Source organism: Loigolactobacillus backii (assembly GCF_001663675.1).
Taxonomy (GTDB): domain Bacteria; phylum Bacillota; class Bacilli; order Lactobacillales; family Lactobacillaceae; genus Loigolactobacillus; species Loigolactobacillus backii.
Genome location: NZ_CP014873.1, coordinates 1,641,735 through 1,665,987 on the forward strand (window position 1 = coordinate 1,641,735; position 24,253 = coordinate 1,665,987).

Here is a 24,253-nt window from a genome sequence, read left to right on the forward strand (position 1 = left end):
CTTGTGAATAAGCCACCAATAGTGGTCGTTATTTTTGTTGCTGCTTTTTTAAAGATTTTCTAGGGAATACTGGGAAAATACGATTTAGACTAAAAAACGCTAATCACCCGTTAATTCTTCCAAGGCCAAACTTTTTTCTTCCCAATCCGTTTCAACTTGATTTTGTTGTGCAGTGATTGTTTCCAATTGTTGCTGCAATTCAGTTAACTTAGTTGGGGCGGCCAAAACATCAGGTTGCGTCATTGCAACTTGAAGGTCATGACTTTGCTGGTCTAACGTTGTCATTTGTTGCTCCAGTGCCGCAACTTCGCGACTGAGTTTGCGTTCCTTTTTTTGTTGTTCCTTATTGAGCTGATAGTCCTGTTGAGCTGGTGCTGCTGCGTGGCTCACAACTTCAGTTGGGCCCGCATTGGCCATTTTTTCGGCCGTAATTGCCGCTTCCTCGGCCTTTTTATCCACGTAATAATCATAGTTACCAAGATAACGCTTCGTACCTTGGCGGGACAATTCCACCACGTTACTAGCGATGCGGTTCATAAAGTAGCGATCATGTGAAACAAATAAAATAGTCCCATCGTAATGAAGTAATGCCTTTTCTAGAACTTCCTTACTATCAATGTCCAAATGGTTAGTGGGTTCATCGAGAATCAAAAAGTTATTATGGTTCATTGCTAGTTTGACTAACATTAACTGAGCTTTTTCGCCACCAGAAAGGGCAGCAACTGATTTTTCAACATCCTTACCGGTAAAAAGAAAACTGCCCAGAATGCTGCGAATATTGACTTCAGGCATGGTTGAATGCTCATCCCAAATTTCGTTTAGAACGGTTTTATTACGGTGGAGGTTTTCCTGTTCCTGATCGTAATAGCCAATGTCAACGCCTGCACCTAGTTTTGCCTCACCGCGCAAAAACGGAATTTGTTTTAAGATACTTTTTAGCAGTGTTGATTTGCCAACACCATTCGGGCCGGTAATGGCAATTGCTTCATGACGTTTTAGGTGCAGGTCAATGGGGTCCGCCAAAACATGGGTGGCACTGTAACCGATAGCCGCGTTAATGACGTCTAATACTTGGTTACCAGAGGGCTTGTCCTCACTAAAACTAAAGCGGACGGTCTTATTGTCATTTTGCGGTTTTTCCAACCGGACAATTTTGTCTAACTGTTTCCGCCGACTTTGAGCCCGTTTAGTTGTTGAAGCCCGCACAATGTTTTTGTTAACGAAATCTTCGAGCTTGTTAATTTCTGCTTGTTGTTTTTCGTAAGCTTTCCACTCTTGTTCTTGGTAGGCAGCTTTTTCAGCACGGTACTTTGTGTAATTTCCTTTATAGTGGCGGGTGGTATGCTGACTCATGTCGTAGACCTCGTTGGCCACTTTATCAAGAAAGTACTGATCATGGGAAACAATTAACAGGGCACCTGAGTAGCCTTGTAAATAACCTTCTAGCCAAGTTAATGTATCAATGTCCAGATGGTTAGTTGGCTCATCTAAAATCAATAAATCGTGTTTTTCTAAAAGTAGCTTAGCCATGGCCAAACGTGATTTCTGACCACCAGATAACTCATTAATGGGGTGATCATAATAGTCTTCACCAAAGGCAAAGCCGTGTAAAACGGTACGAATTTCGGCCTGATAACCGTAGCCATTTTGGTCGCTAAAGTCGTGTTGCAACTGTTCATAAGATTTTAAGGTAGCTTGGTAAGCTTCCTCGTCGGCTAGTAGTTTGGGATCACCTAATTGTTGTTCTAAAGTGTGCATCCGTTTTTCCATTGCTTGAAGTTTAGCAAAAACGGTTAACATTTCAGCAAAAATCGTTTTGGTTGAGTCAAGGCCGGTATCCTGAGGTAGATAACCAATTGTGACGCCTTTACTTGTGATCACTTGGCCAACATCAGGGGGATTTTGCCCAACTAAGATCTTGAGCAATGTTGATTTGCCGATCCCATTACGGCCAACCAAGGCGACGCGCGCCTGTGATTGAATTTCCAGTTGAACGTGTTCAAACAAAACATCGGCCCCAAAGTGGCGGGCAACGTTTTGTGCTTGCAGTAAGATCAAAGTGGAATCCTTCCTTTCATTTCAGCAATTTATTCAATCTAGTTTACCATATAAGTGGGCGGGACAAAAGGTGGCCGACTTTTACAAAGGAAAAGCAGTACTAGTCATAAGAAAATTAAAGTTGCGGCTTTCACAGACAAAAGAACAAGTTTATGGTGGTTATTAAAGCGTTTTCATGTATTTTCGAGATCTGTTTAGGTTGATAAGTGATCCCTTTCCCAAATAAATTGGTGGTTATTTTAAACAGTCTAATTGCATTTCACAAGTAAATACGGTATTATAACCATTGTCTATTAAGATAAATTCACAAGCTAATTTAAGATGACTAATGGAGGATAAGCAATGGCTGAGGCAAAAATACCAAAGGCAACTGCCAAACGTTTACCGATTTACTATCGCTATTTGAACATTTTGTTCAACGCAGGCACAAACCGAGTTTCATCAACTGAACTTTCAGAAGCAGTACAAGTAGATAGTGCAACAATTCGTCGCGACTTTTCTTACTTTGGGGCGTTAGGAAAACGTGGTTACGGCTATGATGTCGAAGATCTACTCAATTTTTTCAAGAAGACCTTAAATCAAGATCGACTTACCAATGTTGCGTTAGTTGGGGTTGGTAATTTAGGGCACGCATTACTGAACTATAATTTTCAACAAACGAATAGTGTTCGAATCAGTGCAGCCTTCGATATTAATGAAGAGATTGCTAACACAATTCAAAGTGGTGTGCCAGTTTATCCAATGGTAGATATGAAGGAACAATTGCAGATTCAGCAAATCGATGTCGCAATCTTAACCGTGCCAATTAATCACGCGCAGGATGTTGCTGATGAGTTGGTTGCGGCTGGCGTAAAGGGAATCATGAACTTTACGCCAATTCGGCTTTCCGTTCCGGCAACTGTTCGGATCCAAAATGTTGATTTGGCCAACGAGTTACAAACGTTGATCTACTTTTTAGATCATTACGGTAATGAAGGTGGCACTAGCGACACTGCTAAATAAAATAGTTCAAAAAAACAACCAAGATTAGGACTTGGTTGTTTTTTTGCGCAAAATTTAATGAGGCTGGGACAAAAAGTCTTAGCCTCTTACTGTTTCCGAATATTGCTCTAGAACGTGCGCCAAAAGTCTGGATTTACGTGCCTAACTACAGCTAATCCAATAACCATAGTACTGTTATTGGATTAGCTTACGTTACGCAGTAAACCCAAAACCGACTTTTGTCACACTCCCATTAATTTAATTAAAGTAGCCTTAATCTGCGGATATTAACGATAGAGTAACATTAAGATTACAATGCCATTCATCACCATGTGGCTAATCATTGAAGTCGCAATCTTGCCCGTTCGCTGATAGAGGTAACAAAAGACTAGGCCAATGGCTGTGTAAGTTAGTAAATGGTTATCATTGTGAGCGATGGCAAAAAAGACACTGGAGATTAGAGCGGCGCCAAATTTACCAGTGAAGGGAGTAAGGTAGCCAAAAATGGTCCGCCGAAAAACTAGTTCTTCCATAATTGGTGCGGCAACGACGGCCATGATTAGGTAGTAAGGGTAGCTTCGAATAACGGTCAAGATAGCGCTGGTGTTGGCCGAGCTAGTCGTGGTGTGAAAGATAAGCTGATCTAAGTAGCTGGCGGCAAGTTGACCAATCAGAGCCAGAAAAGCACCAAGAATACCCCAGAGAATAATCTGGCTAGTTTTTGTTTGCGCTCCCTTTTCCATTTGCGTTGGTGCAAAAAATTTCTGGTAGATGATGATTAGAATAGCCGCACCCACCACGTAATCAATTGTTTGAAAAAGGTATAAAGCCGTTTTTAAACGAATAATTGAATTAACTAAAGCAGGTAATAAGAAAATAATCAAATAAACGCTAAGGGTACTGACAGCATTTTTTCGTGCGAGCATATAATCCTCCTTTAGAGCGTTGATTTTTGTACGTTAAAATATCTCTTTCTAGCTTAGCGGTTTTAATTAAATTTTTAAAGCTTTTTTGTGCTTAAGACTTGCATTCAAACTAGAACATGTTATTATAAATATTGTGATTAGCACTTAACTGCTAGGAGTGCTAAAGCTCATCAAATGATAAATGGAGGGATTAAACGTGTTAAAACCATTAGGCGATCGCGTCATTGTTTCAGTAGAAGATGAAGAAGAAAAAACAGTTGGTGGTATTGTGTTAGCTTCTAACGCAAAAGAAAAACCAACAACGGGTAAAGTAGTAGCAGCAGGCCCAGGTGCCACAAATCATCATGGTGACGTTGTTCCCTTGACAGTCAAGGTTGACGATAACGTTATGTTTGATAAGTATTCCGGTACCAATGTTTCTTACGACGGCGCCGACTATTTAGTTTTACATGAAAAGGATTTATTAGCAATTGTTGAATAACTTTGCTTAGCGTATTAGTAACTTAGTTAATACGGTTCCTTTAGAATTAAACACAAATATTAAAATTTGTAACTTCCAAAAAACTGCAAAAAATATAGTAGTGAACATAACAAAAACAGATTGTAAGTTCACACTAAATTCATTTATGAGGTGAAAATTAAAATGGCTAAAGAATTAAAATTCTCAGAAGACGCTCGTTCAGCAATGCTTCGTGGCGTTGATAAGTTAGCAGATACCGTTAAAACAACTCTTGGACCAAAAGGCCGGAACGTTGTTTTGGAAAAATCATATGGTTCACCTACAATCACTAACGATGGGGTTACGATTGCAAAGGACATCGAATTAGAAGATCATTTTGAAAATATGGGTGCTAAGTTAGTTTCCGAAGTTGCTTCAAAGACTAACGATAACGCTGGTGATGGTACAACCACCGCAACCGTTTTGACGCAATCAATCGTTCGTGAAGGTATGAAGAACGTCACTGCCGGTGCTAACCCAGTTGGCATTCGTGATGGGATTGAAAAAGCAACCACCGCTGCCGTTAAGGAATTACACAAGATTTCCCATAAAGTTGACGGTAAAAATGATATTGCACAGATTGCTTCTGTTTCTTCATCAAGTAAAACCGTTGGTAAATTAATCGCTGACGCTATGGAAAAAGTCGGTAATGATGGTGTTATCACAATTGAAGAATCAAAAGGGATCGATACTTCCTTAGACGTTGTTGAAGGAATGCAGTTTGACCGTGGCTACTTATCACAGTACATGGTTACCGACAACGATAAAATGGAAGCTGACCTTGATAATCCATACATCTTAGTCACTGATAAGAAAGTTTCTAACATTCAAGAAATCTTACCATTATTACAAAAGATTGTTGAACAAGGCAAGGCTTTATTGATTATTGCTGACGACGTTGATGGCGAAGCATTACCAACACTTGTTTTGAACAAGATTCGTGGTACGTTCAATGTTGTAGCCGTTAAGGCACCTGGTTTTGGTGATCGGCGTAAGGCTCAACTTGAAGATATTGCTACTTTAACTGGTGCTACTTTAATCACATCAGATCTTGGACTTGAATTGAAAGATACAACCATCGATCAATTAGGCCAAGCTGGTAAGGTTACGGTTACTAAAGACAATACAACACTTGTTGAGGGTGCTGGCGACAAAGATGCCTTAGCACAACGTGTTGCTGAAATTAAAACACAGATTGCTGACACAACCTCAGATTTTGATCGTGAAAAATTACAAGAACGCTTAGCTAAATTAGCTGGCGGTGTTGCAGTTGTTCGGGTTGGTGCCGCAACTGAAACTGAATTAAAAGAACAAAAATATCGGATTGAAGATGCTTTAAACGCCACACGTGCCGCCGTTGAAGAAGGCTACGTTGCCGGTGGTGGTACTGCTTTGGTTAACGTTATTAAGGCCGTATCTAGCTTAAAAGCCGAAGGTGATGTTCAAACTGGTATTAATATTGTTCTTCGTGCCCTAGAAGAACCTGTTCGGCAAATTGCTGAAAATGCTGGTGTTGAAGGCTCAGTTATCGTTGAACACCTGAAGCAACAAGATCCAGAAGTTGGTTACAATGCCGCTAATGGCAACTGGGAGAATATGATCGATGCTGGGATTATCGACCCAACAAAGGTAACTCGTTCGGCTCTTCAAAATGCTGCTTCTGTATCATCATTACTATTAACAACCGAAGCAGTTGTTGCTGATAAGCCAGAACCAAAGGCACCTGATGCAGGCGCTGCTGGTGCCGGTGGTGGTATGCCTGGTGGTATGGGCGGCATGATGTAGCCTGATCTGCCAACTTAGGAAGCCATTTTTAAGCACGACTTGGTTCATAACTAATATGGGTCTAGTTTTATAGAATAGACCACGAACTACAAGTAATCGCAGCTAAATTATTCAATTAATGGTTAAACGCCAATCTGAATAAACTGATGAAAACCTTGGTTCTACCATTACGCATTAGGTAATGATCGGAAATAGTAAGAGGCCGCTGACTAAAAAGTCAGTGGCCTCTTTGTTTTGGAATATTCTAAACGTTGATTACGTTCTGAGCTGATTAAAGGTAATAATGACAGAATTGACTTTTGCGCTGTTTTGGGTGCTACTGCCTAGCGTAAAATGTCTAAATCACTAGGAAAAATTAAACAAAATTCGCTGGGGGATATACTTTAATGAATTAACTGGTATTATGAATTAGAACCTAGAAATTATTAGGTTACGACGCGCAATTTTTACCATTAATTTAGCTACGTTGTGCGTGTTGATTCAATTTGTAAATTTAAACAAAATTCGGGCTAGAATACGGAGATTGATAAGCGTACAATAATTCTTGTTTATCATTAGTAAATTAACCTAAATGTAACTATAAATGCCGTTTATGCTGCTTATACGGCTATTGGAAACTGGTAGGACAGGCAGAGCTGGTCTGAGTCATGTTTGGAAATTACTTTAAGTAGTGTTTCCCCGACTAATTCAGTGTAAATGTGTTTGAAAAGACTAGGTTCCTGCGCTTTTTCAAACACTTTCCTAGGCTGAACGCTATGCCTTGTTTTTTTGTTTAGGGAATAACGACAGTGTAGCAAGTTGTTTTACGAGTTGGGATGCGTCTGTGCCGCTCGGAGAATAAGCATTTGATTTATAAAAGGGAGAGCTAAAAGTCATGCAACATATCAAACGATTCTTCATCGGTAAACCATTAAAGTCGTCCGATGAAGGGGGACAACAGCTGAGTAAGGTTAAGGCGTTGGCACTATTGTCTTCTGACGCGTTATCATCAGTTGCTTACGGAACCGAACAGATTGTGACAGTTTTAATCACACTTTCGGCAGCAGCAATTTGGTATTCTTTACCGATTGCGGCCTTTGTACTGATCTTATTAACGTCACTCATTTTATCTTATCGGCAAATTATTCATGCTTATCCACAAGGCGGGGGCGCCTACATTGTTTCTAGTGAAAATTTAGGAACTTATCCCGGCCTGATTGCCGGAGGCTCACTGTTAGTTGATTATATGTTAACCGTGGCTGTTTCCGTTTCTGCTGGGACAGAGGCCATTATCTCGGCGGTGCCGGCGCTCTATGGTAATCAAGTGGGAATTGCAATTATTATTGTGGTGTTAATTACAGCGATGAATTTACGGGGACTGCGTGATTCAGCGTCACTGTTAATGATCCCAGTATATTTATTTGTGGTCGTCATTACCATTATGATTCTTACTGGCTTGGCCAAGATTTCCACTGGTAGTTTGGCCTTTCACGCAACATCATTAGTTGGTGCCGCAGTACCTGGGATCACTGTTGGCCTGATTTTGCGGGCCTTTTCTTCAGGTTCGTCATCCTTGACTGGGGTTGAGGCTATTTCAAATGCGGTTCCGTTTTTCAAAAAGCCTAAGGCCAAAAACGCTGCTGCAACGCTGGCAATTATGGGTATTATTTTAGGTTTCTTCTTTGCCGGAGTAACCTATTTAAACTGGTATTTAGGGATTACCCCCAAATTAAAAGTGACGATTTTATCGCAGGTTGGGGCCGCAATCTTTGGTCATGGCAGTGTCATGTTCTACATTTTACAGTTCTCGACGGCCTTAATTTTGGCGTTGGCGGCCAATACAGGCTTTTCCGCCTTTCCAATTTTGGCCTATAATTTAGCTAAGGATAAATTTATGCCCCACATGTATATGGATCGGGGGGATCGTTTAGGCTATTCAAATGGTATTTTAACGTTGGCGTTAGGTTCAATTGTTTTAATCTTTATTTTCAATGGGAGTACGGAACGTTTGATTCCACTCTACGCAACCGGCGTTTTCGTACCATTTACGTTGAGTCAAACAGGGATGATTCGTAAATGGTGGCACGAACGTTCAAAGGGTTGGATTGGGCGCTCACTGGCCAATTTTGTTGGTGCCTTAATTTCATTTTCAATCTTTATTTTTCTATTGATGTATCACCTAGGCGATGTTTGGCCATACTTTATTATTATGCCAATTGTGTTGTTGGTTTTTTATAAAATTCATGATCATTATCATAAAGTTGCCGCGCAACTCCGGTTGGTGGAACAGGTTAAATTTCATGACTACGCTGGTAGCACAGTGATTGTATTGGTAAGCAATGTGACTCAAGTAACGGTGGGGGCGCTTAATTATGCGCGTTCAATTGGTGATTATGTCATTGCCATGCACGTTTCAATGGACGAAAATCCGGCTAAGGAACACGAGACAGAATCTGAATTCAAAAAAGATTTTCCGGACATTCGTTTCGTTGATATTCATTCGTCTTACCGTTCGGTTTCACGGCCAGTACTGCGTTTTGCGGAAATTATTAGTAAGAACGCCCGGAACCGTAATTACACAATTACAATTTTAGTACCACAATTCATGCCGAAGAAACCCTGGCAGAATATTTTGCATAACCAGACAAGCTTCCGTTTGCGGGCCGCACTGGCCTCCCGGGAAGACATTGTCGTCGCAACCTATAGTTATCATCTAAAACGCTAATGTTTTGCTTAGAATCGACTAAAAAGGGTGCTTTAGCTTTCTGGTAAATTAAAAATGGTACAATGATTGTATGTTGATTGGAAAAGAGGAGTAAGATGCGGATATTATTTGTTGGGGATGTTATGGGATCGCGCGGTCGGGACATGATCAAAGATTACTTACCACAACTAAAAACGAAATTTCGGCCACAAGTGACGATTGTCAATGGTGAAAATGCTGCTGGCGGTCGCGGGATTACGGAGAAAATCTACAAAGGCTTTTTACAGGCCGGTGCGGACGTTGTCACCATGGGTAATCATGTTTGGGATAACCGCGATATTTTTGACTTTATTGACAGTGCCAAAAAAATGGTGCGACCGGCTAATTTCCCTGAAGAAACGACGCCAGGGTTAGGCTTCGTCTACGTACAAGTTAATCAGCTTAAACTAGCTGTGATTAATTTGCAGGGTAACGCGTTAATGGGGCAATCGTTGGCTAATCCATTTCATAAGGCTGATCGATTATTAAAAGAGATTCACCAGCAAACAGATCTAGTGTTTATTGATTTTCACGCGGAGACAACGGCTGAAAAAGAGGCCTTGGCGTGGTATCTAGATGGTCAAATATCCGCGTTAGTTGGAACGCATACTCACGTTCAAACCAATGATGCACGGATCTTGCCAAATGGGACGGCCTATTTGACTGATGCTGGGATGACCGGGGCCTACGATGCTATTTTAGGCGTTAAACCCGCAAAGAGTATCGAACGCTTTTTAACCCAGATGCCAACCCGGTATGAGGTTAAGGAAGATGGTCGCGGTATTTTATCGGGATGCTTTATTGAAATTGATGATACAACTGGTAGGGCAAAACATATTGAACCAGTTTTGATTAATGCAGATCACCCGTTTGGTTTTGAACAATAATGAGGTGAACGTTATGAACTTAACCGACAAAAGCTTGATGGATGATAAAACCCGTCAAGCTTTAGTGCGTTTAACACACTTAATTCAGCAAGAAGAAACAATTAAAAATTATCAATTTGTTGCTAAACAGGTCAACCAAAATGAAAAATTGCGAAAGCTGCAGCAGCAATTAGAAATAGCGCAGAAGAACATTGTTAACGATGCCCATTATGATAAGCCCCAGGCTGCTGCAAAAGCAAAGCAAGAGGCGGATCAATTAAAGCAGGAGTTGGACCAACATCCCTTAACCAAGGCCTATCGGGATGCTTTATTTGAAGCAGATGAGACGTTACGTTTTATTACGGATCATCTGCAGAAAGCAGTTTCAGATTTAACAGAGAAAGAAGGGCATTAATCGTGCCACAGAAAACAAAAGAGACACCAATGATGGAACAATATAATGCCATTAAAAAGGATTATCCAGATGCCTTTTTATTTTATCGAATTGGTGATTTCTACGAATTGTTCAATGACGATGCGATTAAAGGGGCACAACTTTTAGAACTAACTTTAACGGCGCGAAATAAAAGTGCCGCTGATCCGATTCCAATGTGTGGTGTGCCCCACCATGCTGCCCAAAATTACGTTGATATTTTGGTGGATAAAGGTTATAAAGTCGCAATTTGTGAACAGACGGAAGATCCTAGAAAAGCAGTCGGCATGGTCAAACGTGAAGTTATTCAGTTGGTTACGCCAGGAACTAATATGGATCAAAAGGCAGCCACGGCCAAGTCAAATAATTATTTAACGGCCTTAATTGAGGCCAAAAAGGATCACTATGGTTTTGCCTACACTGATCTGTCCACTGGTGAACTCAAAGTTAGCCTCTTAGTTGGCGAAGAAGATGTTGTCAACGAAACAATGAGTTTGCGCACGAAAGAAATTGTGGCCAACCATGAAGTTAGTCCCAAACTTTTGGCTGATCTAACTAAACTAGGAATTCTAATTTCCTATCAGGATAAAATTACGCCGCACGCTGAATTAGCATTTGTGACGCAAAATTTAACGGATATGACGGAAGTTAAAGTTGTAGAACAATTATTGATGTATTTGACGGTGACGCAAAAGCGAACGTTGGCCCATTTACAGGCGGCGGAAGAATATGAGCCGTCACATTTTCTCAAGATGGATCACTACGCCAAGCGCAATTTAGAATTAGTAACTTCAATGCGTAACGAGAACCGCAACGGGACGTTATTGTGGTTATTGGATAGTACTAAAACGGCGATGGGTGGTCGTTTATTAAAGCAGTGGCTTGATCGGCCGTTAATTAATTACGCTGCGATTACCCGCCGCCAAAACAAAGTAGCTAGTTTGCTGGATCATTTTTTTGAACGTTCTAGTTTACAAGAAGAATTAACTAAGGTTTATGATTTAGAACGTTTAGCTGGGCGAGTGGCCTTTGGGAATGTTAACGGGCGTGATTTAATCCAGTTAAAAACATCATTACTGCAAATTCCAAAAGTGAAGGATATTTTGGCGACTATCAATGATGGCACGTTTGATGATGTGATTGATCACTTGGATCCAGTTAGTGACGTAACGGATTTAATCGACCTGGCCATTAACGATGATCCGCCGGTTTCAACGAAGGATGGTAACTTAATTAAGTCCGGCTATAATCAGCAATTAGATGATTATCGTGACGCAATGAAAAATGGTAAACAGTGGATTGCCGAATTGCAGGCCAAAGAGCGAAAAACGACCGGCATCCATAACCTTAAAATTGGCTTTAACCGCATTTTTGGTTATTACATTGAAGTTACCAAGGCCAATTTGGCCACCTTACCAGAAGGTCGTTACGAACGTAAGCAGACGTTGACTAATGCCGAACGATTTAGCACACCGGAGTTAAAGGAAAAGGAAACACTGATTTTGGAGGCGCAAGAAAAATCAACGGCGTTGGAATATGATTTATTTACTGAAGTTCGCGAGAAGGTTAAGGCACAAATCCACCGGCTACAGCAGTTAGCAAAGGGTGTTGCCGAATTAGACGTTTTACAAAGCTTTGCCGTGACCAGCGAAAACTACCATTATGTGCGGCCGACATTAACTAAACAACAACATGACTTGAAAATTGTCGCTGGGCGGCACCCAGTTGTTGAAAAGGTATTGGGCGAACAAAAATATATTCCTAATGACGTGACAATGACGCCGGATAACGCTATTTTATTAATTACCGGGCCAAATATGTCAGGTAAAAGTACTTATATGCGACAATTGGCCTTGATCGTTATCATGGCGCAAATGGGGTGTTTTGTTCCAGCAACCAAGGCAACGTTGCCGATTTTTGACCAGATTTTTACGCGAATTGGGGCGGCTGATGATTTAATTTCAGGGCAAAGTACTTTTATGGTGGAAATGATGGAATCAAATGAGGCTTTGGCCCACGCAACGCAAAATAGCCTGGTTTTATTTGACGAAATTGGCCGGGGAACGGCAACTTATGATGGGATGGCTTTAGCCCAGGCAATTATCGAATATCTGCACGATCACGTTCATGCTAAAACATTATTTTCGACGCATTATCATGAATTGACTGCCTTAGAATCACGTTTACCTGGTTTAAAGAATGTTCACGTTGGTGCCGTTGAAGAAAATGGAACGCTCGTTTTCTTGCATAAAATGTTGCCTGGCGCGGCGGATAAGTCTTACGGGATTCACGTCGCCAAGCTAGCGGGGTTACCTGATAGCCTACTAAAACGGGCGACAACTATTTTAACTAAGCTGGAAAAGCAGCCAACGGTGTTACCCAGCGGTGAACAAACTGATACTGCGGCTGCAGGAACTGATCAGCCTGTTAGTTCTGCGGCGGCCGTTCCTTCAGCGGTTAAGGAAGTTAACGCTGAACAAAAGCCGGGTAGTGCCGTAACTTCTAAGGAGACCGAAAAGCAGTCAGCCGAAGTTGATGAACAATTGGCTTTGTTTAATTACCAAGAGAACAACGTGTCCAAAGCAGAAGGCAAAGTTCTAACTGATTTAAAGGAACTCAATTTAATGGGCATGACACCAATGGACGTCATGAACACGCTTTACAAGTGGCAGCAGAAATTAAAAGATTAGGTGCATAAATTAAGGTTTTGCGTGGTAATGCAAAATGGTCATTAAGTAACTGAGGAGGTAGGATCATGGCCAAAATTCAGGAATTGGCGGAAGTCTTAACCAACCAAATTGCGGCTGGTGAAGTAATTGAACGGCCAGCATCTGTTGTTAAGGAATTAGTGGAAAACGCTTTAGATGCCGGTGGTAATCAAATTGATATTATCGTTGAAGAGGCTGGGCTACGGCGAATTCAGGTCATTGATAATGGGGCCGGCATTCCGGCCGCTGAGGTTACCACGGCGTTTAAGCGCCATGCCACCAGTAAAATTACGTCGCGGGAAGATTTGTTTAAGGTTCGCTCATTAGGTTTTCGTGGTGAGGCCTTACCAAGTATTGCCTCGGTTTCTGACATGACACTGGAAAGCTCGACTGGCGCGGAGATTGGGGAGTACGTTCATTATCGTGGGGGTAAGTTAATTGAGCAAAAACATAGTGCCGTGCGGCAAGGGACAACAGTTAGTGTTAAGGACCTCTTCTTTAATACACCGGCCCGGTTAAAATACGTTAAGTCACCACAAACCGAACTTGCTAATATTGGTGATATTGTTAACCGCTTAGCATTAAGCCACCCCCAAGTTGCTTTTTCGTTAATTCATGAAGGCAACGTCATTTTAAAAACAAGTGGAAGTGGTGGATTACAACGAACGATTGCCGGAATTTATGGTGTCGGGAATGCACGTAAGATGCTAGAAATTTCCGCAAAGGATCTCGATTTTCAATTGACTGGTTTTGTATCACTGCCTGAATTAACCCGATCTTCACGGCGTTATTTGACCGTTTTAATTAATGGTCGGTACATCAAAAATTATCAGTTGAACAAGGCGATCATCGCTGGTTACGGGTCGAAATTAATGGTAGGTCGGTATCCAATTGTTGTGCTGGCGATTAAAATGGACCCGATATTAGTCGATGTTAACGTTCATCCAGCCAAGCAGGAAGTACGTTTGAGCAAAGAGGATGAGCTTTCACAGCTGATTCAAAAAACAATCTATGCTCGGTTGAGTCAGGAAAACTTAATTCCAGACGCAAATCGCAACTTACGCCGGAAGGATCCAGTAAATACTGATCAACTACAAATTGATTTAAATGCGGCCAGTACGCAGTGGCAGCAAGCACCAACAGAACTTGCTGCTCAAAGTTCGGCAGTGGCTGATCAAATTGCTGAGTCAGCACCAACCGTGGCCGCTAAAAAAAGCGCCGGCGCAAAACCGGCGGCCAATGCCAATCAACCCATTTTTGAAGATCCCCAGCGACTGGCCGATTTTGATGCACGCTATCAAAGTGAGCAGGTTGGTGCTGCCTTTGGGACTGAACCTAAAGCGGCCACAATAGCTGTAGAACAGCCAAAACAAGGGCAGCAACCGCGTTTTCCCCATTTGGACTATATTGGCCAAATGCACGGCACCTACTTATTTGCCCAAGGTGAAGATGGTTTCTATATTTTAGATCAACATGCGGCCCAAGAACGAGTAAATTACGAATTTTACCGTAAAGAAATTGGAAGAGTCACGCAAGACCTACAAAGTTTACTTGTACCGCTCGTTTTGGATTATCCGACCAGTGATGCTATTCGAATTCGAGATCGGGCACCGATATTAAAGCAAGTTGGTATCAATTTAGAGTCTTTTGGACAAAATAGTTTCATTTTGCGGAGCCACCCAACCTGGTTTAAGGCTGGGCAAGAAGAGGATACCGCTAAAGAAATGATTGATTATGTTCTAGAAGATAATAAAATCGATGTTGCAGCATTTCGCGAAAAAACAGCGATTATGATGAGTTGTAAGCGTGCAATTAAGGCCAATCATCATTTGGATGACAAGCAGGCACGGGCGCTTTTGCACCGCTTACCACAGTGTGAAAATCCCTTTAATTGTCCACATGGCCGGCCAGTGCTAGTTCACTTCTCGGGAAATGATTTAGAAAAAATGTTTAAGCGAATTCAAGATAGTCATGAAAGCGCGCGTGGTGAAGCTTAGTTAACAGCAATCAAATTAGGTATTTCGCGTTTTTCGTTTACAAAGTGGAATTTAGGTGCTTTTTTGACACCACTCTCAGTTGTAAGAGTTTGCTGAGCAGATTGTAAAATAGTTCTAACAATTGCCCAAATGGCGCTTTAGTTTGTTAAACTGAGTCTAAATTAATCAAGTACAGACAAGAATTTCGGCCGAAGAATGTGCCATGCATTCTTCGGTCGTTTTTTATTTTGTTAAAAGACGACGCTGAATTTGGAGGGATAAAAATGGCCTATATTTCTTTATTAATTGCTGGTTTGTTAGAGGTTGGTTGGGCGACTAGTTTGGAAGCCAGCCATGGTTTTACGCAATTAGGTCCTACTTTGTTAACTGTATTTCTGCTGGTTTGTAGTTTTTATTTTCTTAATTTTGCGTTACGAGCATTTGGTGTTGGTGTCACCTACGCCGTTTTTACGGGAATCGGTACGGCTGGAACCTCGCTAGTTGGGATGGCAATTCTTGGTGAACCAGTATCGGTTGGTAAGTTGTTGGCGCTGGGTATTTTACTGCTTGGAATTATTGGTTTGGAACTTAGTAACGGGAAGGGAGAACGTCCATGAGTTGGTTGATGTTAATTATTGCCGGTTTTTGTGAATTAGGTTTTATTGCCTGGTTGCAGCAAGCCATGGTTACCGGCGGCTGGTATTATCGGTTACTCTCGGTACTCAGTGTTGCCCTTAGCATGCTTTTATTGAGTCAAGCAACGAAAACAATTCCTTTAAGTGTGGCCTACGCAGTGTGGACTGGGATTGGCGCGATAAGTAGTGTACTTTACGGAATTTTTAGACTGCACGAAAAAAGTTCACCCGCCAAATTTTTCTTTGTTAGCTGCATTTTAGTTGGTGTTATTGGTCTAAAGATGGTTGGCTAAAATGAAATCACGGATAAGCCGGTAAAAATTGAGTCAGGTGTGGTACAATGCTATCAGGCAAACATATGTACTCATTTTAAAAAGTAAGGAATTGTGGTTATGTATGATTATTTCGTTGGCTACGTCACGTACGTAAGCCCTTTTTATATTGTGCTTGAAGTTAACGGAGTGGGCTATAAGCTTCAATTAGCCAATCCATTTCGTTTTGAAGTTTCAAAGGAAAAACAACAAAAAATTTACGTTTACCAGGCCATTCGTGATACAGATATCACTTTATTTGGTTTCAGTAATCAAGACGAAAAATTACTATTTGAAAAGTTGATTAAAGTCTCTGGTATTGGACCAAAATCAGCGCTGGCTATTTTAGCAAATAACGATCACGCAGGTTTGATCAACGCAATTAAAACTGATGACGTGGGTTATTTAACTAAGTTTCCTGGTGTCGGTAAAAAAACGGCCCAGCAAATTGTTTTAGATTTAAAGGGTAAGCTGACGGATTTAACTAGTCCAGAAACTATCCCAGGCCAGCAAAGTATGCCGGTCATGGATGAAACGCTTAGTCCGTATTTAAAGGAAACATTGGCGGCTTTATTGGCATTAGGTTATAAAGAACGTGAAGTTAAGGCAATCACTAAGCCGCTAAAAACGTTTAGTGCGGACAGTACTGACGCTTATTTAAGTGAGGCCTTACGGTTATTGATGAAAGGTTAAGGTAAAGGAGGGTTTCGATGGCAGATAAACGCGTGATTTCACCGGAAACAGAAGATAATGGCGAAGAAAGTCTTGAAAAATCATTACGCCCTCAGTATCTAAGTCAGTACATCGGCCAAGATAAGGTTAAAAGTGAGTTACAAGTGTATATTGCAGCGGCCAAAAAGCGTGAAGAGGCGTTAGACCACGTTTTGCTGTACGGACCGCCGGGTTTAGGCAAAACCACTTTGGCAATGGTAATTGCTCATGAAATGCAGGTTAATATTCGAACAACTAGTGGCCCAGCAATTGAGAAACCAGGGGATTTAGTAGCAATTCTAAATGAGTTACAACCTGGAGATATTTTATTTATTGATGAAATCCACCGTTTACCAAAAATTGTTGAAGAAATGCTCTATTCAGCAATGGAAGACTTTTTTGTTGATATTGTTATCGGCCAAGGTCCAACGGCCCATCCGGTTCATTTTCCGTTGCCGCCATTTACTTTGATTGGTGCAACTACGCGGGCAGGCTTGCTATCAGCACCGTTACGGGATCGATTTGGCATTGTTGAACATATGGCGTATTATAAAGAGGCTGATTTGACTGATATTGTGGAACGATCGGCCGATATTTTTGATACCAAGATTGCGTTAGAAGGCGCCCATGAGATTGCCCGTCGTTCGCGGGGGACGCCTCGGGTGGCCAACCGATTGTTAAAGCGGATTCGTGACTTTGCGCAGGTGGCCGATCAAAAATCAATTGATCAGTTAATTGTTGCTAAGGCACTCAAGTTGCTGCAAGTTGATGATCGCGGGTTAGACTACGTTGATCAAAAATTATTACTGACGATGATCAATTATTACGATGGCGGGCCAGTTGGGTTAGGTACAATTGCCGCCAACGTTGGTGAAGAGACGGAAACGATCGAAGAGATGTACGAACCGTACTTATTGCAGATAGGTTTCCTGAAACGAACGCAACGTGGCCGGGTTGTGACGCCGCAAGCATACGCACATTTAGGAATTAAATTTGAACCAAAAAAATAAGCTGACTGATGTAAAGGAAGTAGAATGATGGGATTAACACTTGAAGATTTTGATTATAATTTGCCCCACGAACTTATTGCCCAGACACCATTAAAAGAGCGGGATGCTTCACGCTTACTAGTTTTAGATCATAAAACTGGTGAAATGGCTGATAAACATTTCTATGACATTCTTGATGAATTACACGCCGGGGATGCTGTTGTAATGAATGATACCCGCGTAATGCCCGCTCGGTTATACGGGGTCAAACCGGATACTGGTGGGCACATGGAAGTGTTATTGTTAAACAATACAGACGGTGATAACTGGGAAACGCTGATGAAGCCAGCTAAACGGGCCAAAGTTGGGACGGAGATTGTCTTTGGCGATGGCCAATTAAAAGCAACAGTCACGAAGGAATTGGAACACGGTGGCCGGATGATTGAATTTCACTATGCTGGCATCTTTATGGAAATTCTCGAGCAATTAGGTGAAACACCATTGCCACCGTACATCAAAGAAAAATTAGATGATCCTGAGATGTATCAAACCGTTTACGCCAAGGAAAACGGCTCGGCTGCTGCACCAACTGCCGGATTACACTGGACTAAGGATCTGCTTAAACAGGTTCAGGATAAGGGTGTTAAGTTAATTTATTTGACTTTGCACGTTGGTCTTGGTACGTTTCGGCCAGTTGATGAGGAGAATATTGACGACCATAAAATGCACAGCGAATTTTACCGCCTGACACCGAAAGCGGCTGCTGAATTAAATGAGGTTCGACAAAATGGTGGTCGGATTGTTGCTACGGGGACAACGTCAATTCGGACGCTAGAAACGATTGGAACAAAGTTTAATGGTGCAATTAAGGCCGATTCTGGTTGGACCGATATTTTTATTAAACCTGGTTACAAGTGGCAGGTTGTCGATGCCTTCATTACCAACTTCCATTTGCCAAAATCAACGCTAGTGATGTTGGTGGCTGCTTTTACGGGACGGGATACCATTCTTAACGCCTATGCTCACGCAATTGAAGAGCGTTACCGCTTCTTTAGTTTCGGTGATGCTATGTTTATTAAATAGCTAGCAGATAAAACAGCAAAATTTCAATATTAATTAACGGATGATAAAGAGACCACAGTAAACTTTAGGGTTTACCGTGGTCTCTTTAGTAAATGAAATTGGTTTGAGCCATTTAATGACAAAAAAAACAGGAAATACGCCAGCCAAGATTTTTTGTTTGAGACATGATCAAGGACCATGCGGGGTGTTACAAAAATGTCACTCTAACGCATTAGTAATCAAAACGGCTGTACGAACGTAACAAGCTAATGGAGACTGTTCAAGACAACAATTTATTTTGACAACAATTGATTAGGTTCAATTAGCGAGAAAGTTCGGACTTGGCTTTAGCAATACTTCCCGTCAATCGTATTTTAACACATCTTTAAGCGCTTTCAAATACTTTTTGATTACTTGCCAAATTGTTTTAAAATGATAGAATGTGACAGTTAAGAAGATTTAATGGCATCCTTTTGGCCGTTTAGGTTATAGGTTTATTGCTAAATTGATTTAATAATAAAGGAGTCAAAATTATGGAACCAGCGATCAAATATCGCTTGATTAAAAAAGAGAAGCACACTGGTGCCCGCTTGGGTGAAATTACGACCCCCCACGGTACTTTCCAAACACCAATGTTTATGCCAGTTGGAACTAATGCTTCTGTAAAAACGATGGCCCCTGAAGAGCTGGACACGATGGGCGCCGGAATTATTTTGGCGAATACGTATCACTTATGGTTGCGGCCAGGTGAGGATATTGTCAAAGAGGCGGGCGGCCTGCATCGTTTTATGAATTGGGATAAAGGAATCTTAACTGATTCTGGCGGTTTTCAAGTTTTTTCCCTTGCGAACACACGGAACATCACTGAAGAAGGCGTTCATTTTAAGAACCACCTCAATGGTGCGGCGATGTTTTTGTCACCGGAAAAGGCCATGCAAATCGAAAATGATCTTGGCCCGGACATTATGATGAGTTTAGATGAATGTCCACCATTTTTTGAAAGTTACGAATACGTTAAACATTCGGTTGCGCGAACTAGTCGTTGGGCCGAACGAGGATTGAAGGCCCATCGTAATCCTGAAACCCAGGGCCTGTTTGGAATTGTTCAAGGCGCCGGTTTCAAAGATCTGCGTGAACAAAGTGCCAAAGATTTAGTTAGTCTGGATTTTCCCGGTTATTCAATTGGCGGTTTGTCCGTTGGTGAATCCAAGGCGGAAATGAATCATGTTTTAGATTTTACAGCACCACTGTTACCAGAAAATAAACCGCGCTATTTAATGGGAGTTGGTTCTGCGGATGCTTTGATTGATGGAGCTATTCGAGGGATTGATATGTTTGATTGTGTCTTACCAACGCGAATTGCCCGTAACGGGACAGTTATGACAAGCCATGGTCGGCTAGTCGTTAAAAATGCTCAGTATGCGCATGATTTTGGTCCGCTGGATGATAATTGTCAATGTTATGCTTGTCGTAATTACAGCCGGGCTTATATTCGGCATTTGATCAAGGCTAATGAAATCTTTGGAATTCATTTGACGAGTTACCATAATTTATACTTCTTGTTGCACTTAATGAAACAAGTACGGCAGGCAATTATGGATGATAATTTACTTGAATTTCGGGAAGCATTTTTCGAAAGTTACGGATTTAACCAAGAAAATGCGCGTAATTTTTAGTTTTAACTGGAAGTCCGAAAGTAAGTCTGTTAGGCTTATTAATAGAGTTTCAGAAAAAATATAATGAGGTGTTAAATTTATGAATAACGGTATGAGTTCAATTATTATGATCGTCATTTTGTTTGCTTTAATGTACTTTATGATGATTCGGCCCCAAAAGAAGTCACAAGATAAAAAGAAACAAATGATGTCGGCAATGAAGCCAGGCGATGAGGTTGTTACGATTGGTGGGCTTCATGGTGTTATCAGCAAAATAGATAATACAAAACAAACGGCCGAATTAGATATTGAAGGTGTTTATTTGACCTTTGATCTACGCGCAATTGGGCGTGTTGTTAATCAGTCTACACCGACTAATGTTGAAGAAGCTACACCAACTAGTGATGAAGCAAAGCCGTCTAGTGAAGAGGCCGAGGCCAAAAGCGAAGTACCTTATAACGAAGACGAAGCTAAAAAGGACGACCAAACTAAGTAAGCCGACCTGGTAATAAATAAAAAGAAGCCTTCCGGTAGCATTTTGAGCTACTAAAATCCCGCCATAATTGATAGATGAGTTAACCTAATTTATCTAGTAATTATGGCGGGATATTTGTATCTCTAAAGCAAGCATCAGCCTCAAGAAAATTTAGCTTTCAAAAATTTGATTAAAGTGAAGACACTCAGGCAATCAAGTGGCAAATAGACTTTTTCCAGACAATTTGGAATCGATTGGAGGTCATTTGCTTAAAAGATCTTCAGGTCAATTTCCAATGAAACGTAGCTGGAATGAATTTAGACTGTGTTGGATGATACGTCTCCGTGAGTGAAAACATAGCCGGAACTTATTATTTAATTACAATAATTGTTTAATACACTAAAATGGCCGTGCCTTAGATGAATACTGGAAAGTGACCATTTTAGGTGCAACAAAGGTATGATATTGTTATATTTTTCACTTGACAAGTATGTGTGTAGTGTGTTAAAATATCAATTAGGAGATCTTCTATTTTGAAATTATCACTAAAAATTTCAACTTTTTCCACCAATTAATTTGTAATTTTTATGTTTCATTGCGAAAGTATTCACAAATATTTTTAACCATCTTTTTTGGAAAACATAATGAAAAACTTGTTTTTGTTATGTTGAAAGCGCTTAATATAGCCAAAAAAATTCTATATTAAAAAGCTTTACAAAAAGAATTGAGAGAGGTACTATTTACTTGTGAAATAAATAACAAACAAAAATGATAATTTGGAATGGAGATTCGAGATATGCTTAAACCGACAAATGCACCAAGAGTAACAGAAAAGAAAGAAACTGTTGATGTTGATAAGATGATCGATAACCTAGTTAAAAAATCCCACGTTGCTTTAGATAAAATGGCAAACTTTACGCAAGAGCAAGTTGATAAAGTTTGTGAAGCAATGGCAATTGCGGCACTGGATAACCATATGAAACTAGCCAAAATGGCAGTTGCTGAAACACACCGTGGCGTGGTTGAAGATAAAGCAATTAAGAATATGTACGCAAGTGAGTATATTTGGAATAGTATTCGCCACGATAAAACAGTGGGTATTATTGAAGACAATGATGAAGAACAATTGATGAAAATTGCAGAACCAGTTGGGGTTGTTGCTGGTGTTACACCGGTAACAAACCCAACGTCAACCGTTGTTTTTAAATCATTAATTTCGCTTAAAACGCGGAACACAATTATTTTTGGCTTTCATCCACAGGCCCAAAAATCTTGTGTTGAAACGGCAAAAATTATTCGTGCCGCGGCCGTTGAGGCTGGTGCACCAGAAGACTGTATTCAATGGATTGACCAACCAAGTATTCAGGCAACTGGAGCTTTAATGAATCATGATGGTGTTGCAACTGTTTTAGCAACTGGTGGCCCAAGTATGGTTAAGGCGGCTTATTCGACTGGTAAGCCTGCTTTGGGTGTTGGTCCTGGTAATGGGCCAACTTACATTGAAAAGACGGCCAACATTAAGCAATCAGTAAATGATATTGTTCTTTCAAAGACGTTTGATAACGGGATGGTTTGTGCTTCTGAAAATAGTGCCGTTGTTGACAGTGACGTTTATGAAGAGGTTAAGGCTGAATTCAAGTATTGGAACTGCTACTTTGTTAAAAAGAGTGATCAGAAGGCACTTTCTGACGCAATGTTTGATGAAAAACGTGGCGGTGTTAAAGGACCAATTGCTGGAAAGTCAGCTTACCAAATTGCCGAGTTGGCGGGTATTAAAGTTCCAGAAGACACTAAAGTTTTAATTGCCGAAATTGATGGTGTTGGGCCAAAGTACCCATTATCACGGGAAAAGTTATCACCAGTTTTGTCAATGTACAAAGCCTCCGGTCACGAAGAAGCCTTCAAGTTATGCGAGGAATTACTTGATTTTGGTGGGTTAGGACATACTGCTGGGTTACACACGACTGATGATGATCTAATTACAAAATTTGCACTTAAAATGAAAGCTTGTCGGATTCTTATCAACCAACCATCAGCAGTTGGTGGGATTGGTAACATCTATAACAATATGGTGCCTTCACTAACGCTTGGAACTGGTTCTTACGGTAAGAATTCAATCTCGCATAACGTGACTGACTTTGATTTACTAAACATCAAAACAGTGGCAAAGCGGCGTAACAACATGCAGTGGATCAAGTTACCACCGAAGGTCTACTTTGAGCGTAATTCGGTTCGCTACCTTGAACAAATGGAAGGAATCAACCGAGTATTTCTAGTTTGTGATCCTGGCATGGTGAAATTTGGTTACTCGGATCGGGTATTAGATGTTCTGCGCAAGCGCCGCAATAACGTTGAAGTTGAAGTCTTTTCAGACGTTGAACCTAATCCATCTACGGACACGGTTAATAAAGGCGTTGCCCGGATGGATGCTTTTAAGCCGGACACGGTCATTTCTTTAGGCGGTGGCTCGGCGATGGATGCAGGCAAGTTTATGTGGTTAATGTATGAGCATCCAGAATCTTCCTTCTTTGGTGCTAAGCAAAAGTTCTTGGATATTCGTAAACGAACTTACCGCGTACCAACGCCAAACAAGGCTAAGTACATTGGGATTCCAACAACTTCTGGTACTGGTTCGGAAGTAACGCCGTACGCCGTTATTACGGATTCTAAGACGCACGTTAAGTACCCAATTACGGACTACGCAATGCAGCCAGATGTTGCCATTATTGATTCACAATTTGTTGAAACAGTACCAAAACGTACGACTGCGTGGACTGGCCTGGATGTTATCACCCACGCCACTGAGTCTTACGTTTCTAACATGGCTTCCGACTATACCCGTGGCTGGTCATTACAGGCTTTACAGCTAGCCTTTAAATACTTGAAGGCTTCCTATGATGGTGATCCAGTGGCGCGACAAAAGATGCATGACGCTTCCACGCTAGCTGGGATGGCATTTGCCAACGCCTTTCTGGGAATTACCCATTCAATTGCGCATAAACTTGGTGGTGAATTTAACTTACCCCATGGCCTAGCCATTGCGATTACGTACCCACAGGTGGTACGGTACAATGCTGAGACACCAACTAAGATAGCAATGTGGCCAAAATATGATCACTTTAGTGCCTTGAAGGATTACGCCGACATTGCTCGCTTCTTGGGCTTTGAGGGTAACAATGATGAAGAATTAAAAGAGAGCTTAGTTAAACACTTTATTGACTTAGCACATTCAGTCGATGTGACTCTGGATTTGAAACATAATCGAGTTGAAAAGGATCACTTTGATAAAACTGTTGATGAATTAGCTGAATTGTCCTATGAGGATCAATGTACAACGGCCAATCCACGGGAACCACTTATTAAAGAATTGAAAGAGCTGCTTATCCGTGAGTGGGACGGTAAGGGTGTTGAAGTTAAATAATTAGGGATTGAAAAAGAACGTTTACGTTTTGCGCTTAGGC

18 protein-coding genes are annotated in these 24,253 nt (G+C 41.2%); 16 read left to right on the forward strand and 2 right to left on the reverse strand.

The genetic code is table 11. The features are described from left to right. Window positions 1–99 precede the first annotated feature (99 nt). On the reverse strand, window positions 100–2,058 hold the full coding sequence (locus tag AYR53_RS07285) for an ABC-F family ATP-binding cassette domain-containing protein (protein WP_068223284.1): 1,959 nt from the start codon (window positions 2,056–2,058) through the stop codon (window positions 100–102). A gap of 342 nt (window positions 2,059–2,400) precedes the next feature. Here AYR53_RS07285 and AYR53_RS07290 point away from each other — a divergent pair, with 342 nt between their 5' ends. Continuing rightward, a complete protein-coding gene (locus AYR53_RS07290; RefSeq protein ID WP_068223287.1) occupies window positions 2,401–3,060 on the forward strand; it encodes a redox-sensing transcriptional repressor Rex in 660 nt (219 codons plus the stop codon). 266 nt (window positions 3,061–3,326) lie between these two features. On the opposite strand, the gene AYR53_RS07295 is transcribed toward AYR53_RS07290, so the two are convergent. Next, entirely contained in the window at window positions 3,327–3,965 is a 639-nt protein-coding gene (locus AYR53_RS07295; RefSeq protein ID WP_068223290.1) for a CPBP family intramembrane glutamic endopeptidase, read from the reverse strand. A gap of 196 nt (window positions 3,966–4,161) precedes the next feature. Between AYR53_RS07295 and groES the strand changes: the two genes are divergently transcribed. The 15 genes from groES to adhE all read left to right on the forward strand — a co-directional run bounded on the left by groES (window position 4,162) and on the right by adhE (window position 24,213). Then, window positions 4,162–4,446 carry a co-chaperone GroES gene (gene groES, locus AYR53_RS07300; protein ID WP_068223293.1) on the forward strand — a complete coding sequence of 95 codons (285 nt, stop codon included), beginning with the start codon at window positions 4,162–4,164 and terminating at the stop codon, window positions 4,444–4,446. Between the two features lie 162 nt (window positions 4,447–4,608). Further along, window positions 4,609–6,249, forward strand: coding sequence for a chaperonin GroEL (groL, locus tag AYR53_RS07305; RefSeq protein ID WP_068280896.1), 1,641 nt, complete (start codon window positions 4,609–4,611; stop codon window positions 6,247–6,249). Window positions 6,250–7,123: 874 nt separating this feature from the next. Continuing rightward, window positions 7,124–8,953 carry an APC family permease gene (locus tag AYR53_RS07310; RefSeq protein ID WP_068223299.1) on the forward strand — a complete coding sequence of 610 codons (1,830 nt, stop codon included), beginning with the start codon at window positions 7,124–7,126 and terminating at the stop codon, window positions 8,951–8,953. A gap of 95 nt (window positions 8,954–9,048) precedes the next feature. Beyond that, entirely contained in the window at window positions 9,049–9,858 is an 810-nt protein-coding gene (locus AYR53_RS07315; protein WP_068223302.1) for a TIGR00282 family metallophosphoesterase, read from the forward strand. A gap of 13 nt (window positions 9,859–9,871) precedes the next feature. Then, on the forward strand, window positions 9,872–10,252 hold the full coding sequence (locus AYR53_RS07320) for a YlbF family regulator (protein ID WP_068223305.1): 381 nt from the start codon (window positions 9,872–9,874) through the stop codon (window positions 10,250–10,252). 2 nt (window positions 10,253–10,254) lie between these two features. Then, a complete protein-coding gene (gene mutS, locus AYR53_RS07325; protein ID WP_068223308.1) occupies window positions 10,255–12,960 on the forward strand; it encodes a DNA mismatch repair protein MutS in 2,706 nt (901 codons plus the stop codon). 65 nt (window positions 12,961–13,025) lie between these two features. Next, on the forward strand, window positions 13,026–14,975 hold the full coding sequence (mutL, locus tag AYR53_RS07330) for a DNA mismatch repair endonuclease MutL (RefSeq protein WP_068223312.1): 1,950 nt from the start codon (window positions 13,026–13,028) through the stop codon (window positions 14,973–14,975). Window positions 14,976–15,238: 263 nt separating this feature from the next. After that, complete coding sequence (locus AYR53_RS07335; RefSeq protein WP_068223316.1) at window positions 15,239–15,571, forward strand: DMT family transporter; 333 nt, start codon at window positions 15,239–15,241, stop codon at window positions 15,569–15,571. Next, a complete protein-coding gene (locus AYR53_RS07340; protein WP_068223319.1) occupies window positions 15,568–15,882 on the forward strand; it encodes a DMT family transporter in 315 nt (104 codons plus the stop codon). Before AYR53_RS07335 ends, AYR53_RS07340 begins: the two co-directional genes overlap by 4 nt. 99 nt (window positions 15,883–15,981) lie before the next feature. Further along, window positions 15,982–16,593, forward strand: a complete 612-nt coding sequence (gene ruvA, locus AYR53_RS07345; RefSeq protein WP_068223321.1) for a Holliday junction branch migration protein RuvA — start codon at window positions 15,982–15,984, stop codon at window positions 16,591–16,593. Window positions 16,594–16,610: 17 nt separating this feature from the next. Further along, complete coding sequence (gene ruvB, locus AYR53_RS07350; protein WP_068223324.1) at window positions 16,611–17,621, forward strand: Holliday junction branch migration DNA helicase RuvB; 1,011 nt, start codon at window positions 16,611–16,613, stop codon at window positions 17,619–17,621. Between the two features lie 27 nt (window positions 17,622–17,648). Continuing rightward, window positions 17,649–18,683: a tRNA preQ1(34) S-adenosylmethionine ribosyltransferase-isomerase QueA gene (gene queA / locus AYR53_RS07355; protein ID WP_068223326.1), complete on the forward strand. Its 1,035-nt coding sequence runs from the start codon at window positions 17,649–17,651 to the stop codon at window positions 18,681–18,683. A 512-nt stretch (window positions 18,684–19,195) separates the two neighbouring features. Next, a complete protein-coding gene (gene tgt / locus AYR53_RS07360) occupies window positions 19,196–20,338 on the forward strand; it encodes a tRNA guanosine(34) transglycosylase Tgt (protein ID WP_068223330.1) in 1,143 nt (380 codons plus the stop codon). A gap of 79 nt (window positions 20,339–20,417) precedes the next feature. Further along, window positions 20,418–20,813, forward strand: a complete 396-nt coding sequence (gene yajC / locus AYR53_RS07365) for a preprotein translocase subunit YajC (protein WP_068280891.1) — start codon at window positions 20,418–20,420, stop codon at window positions 20,811–20,813. A 775-nt stretch (window positions 20,814–21,588) separates the two neighbouring features. After that, window positions 21,589–24,213, forward strand: a complete 2,625-nt coding sequence (gene adhE / locus AYR53_RS07370; protein WP_068280888.1) for a bifunctional acetaldehyde-CoA/alcohol dehydrogenase — start codon at window positions 21,589–21,591, stop codon at window positions 24,211–24,213. The last annotated feature ends 40 nt before the right edge of the window (window positions 24,214–24,253 follow it).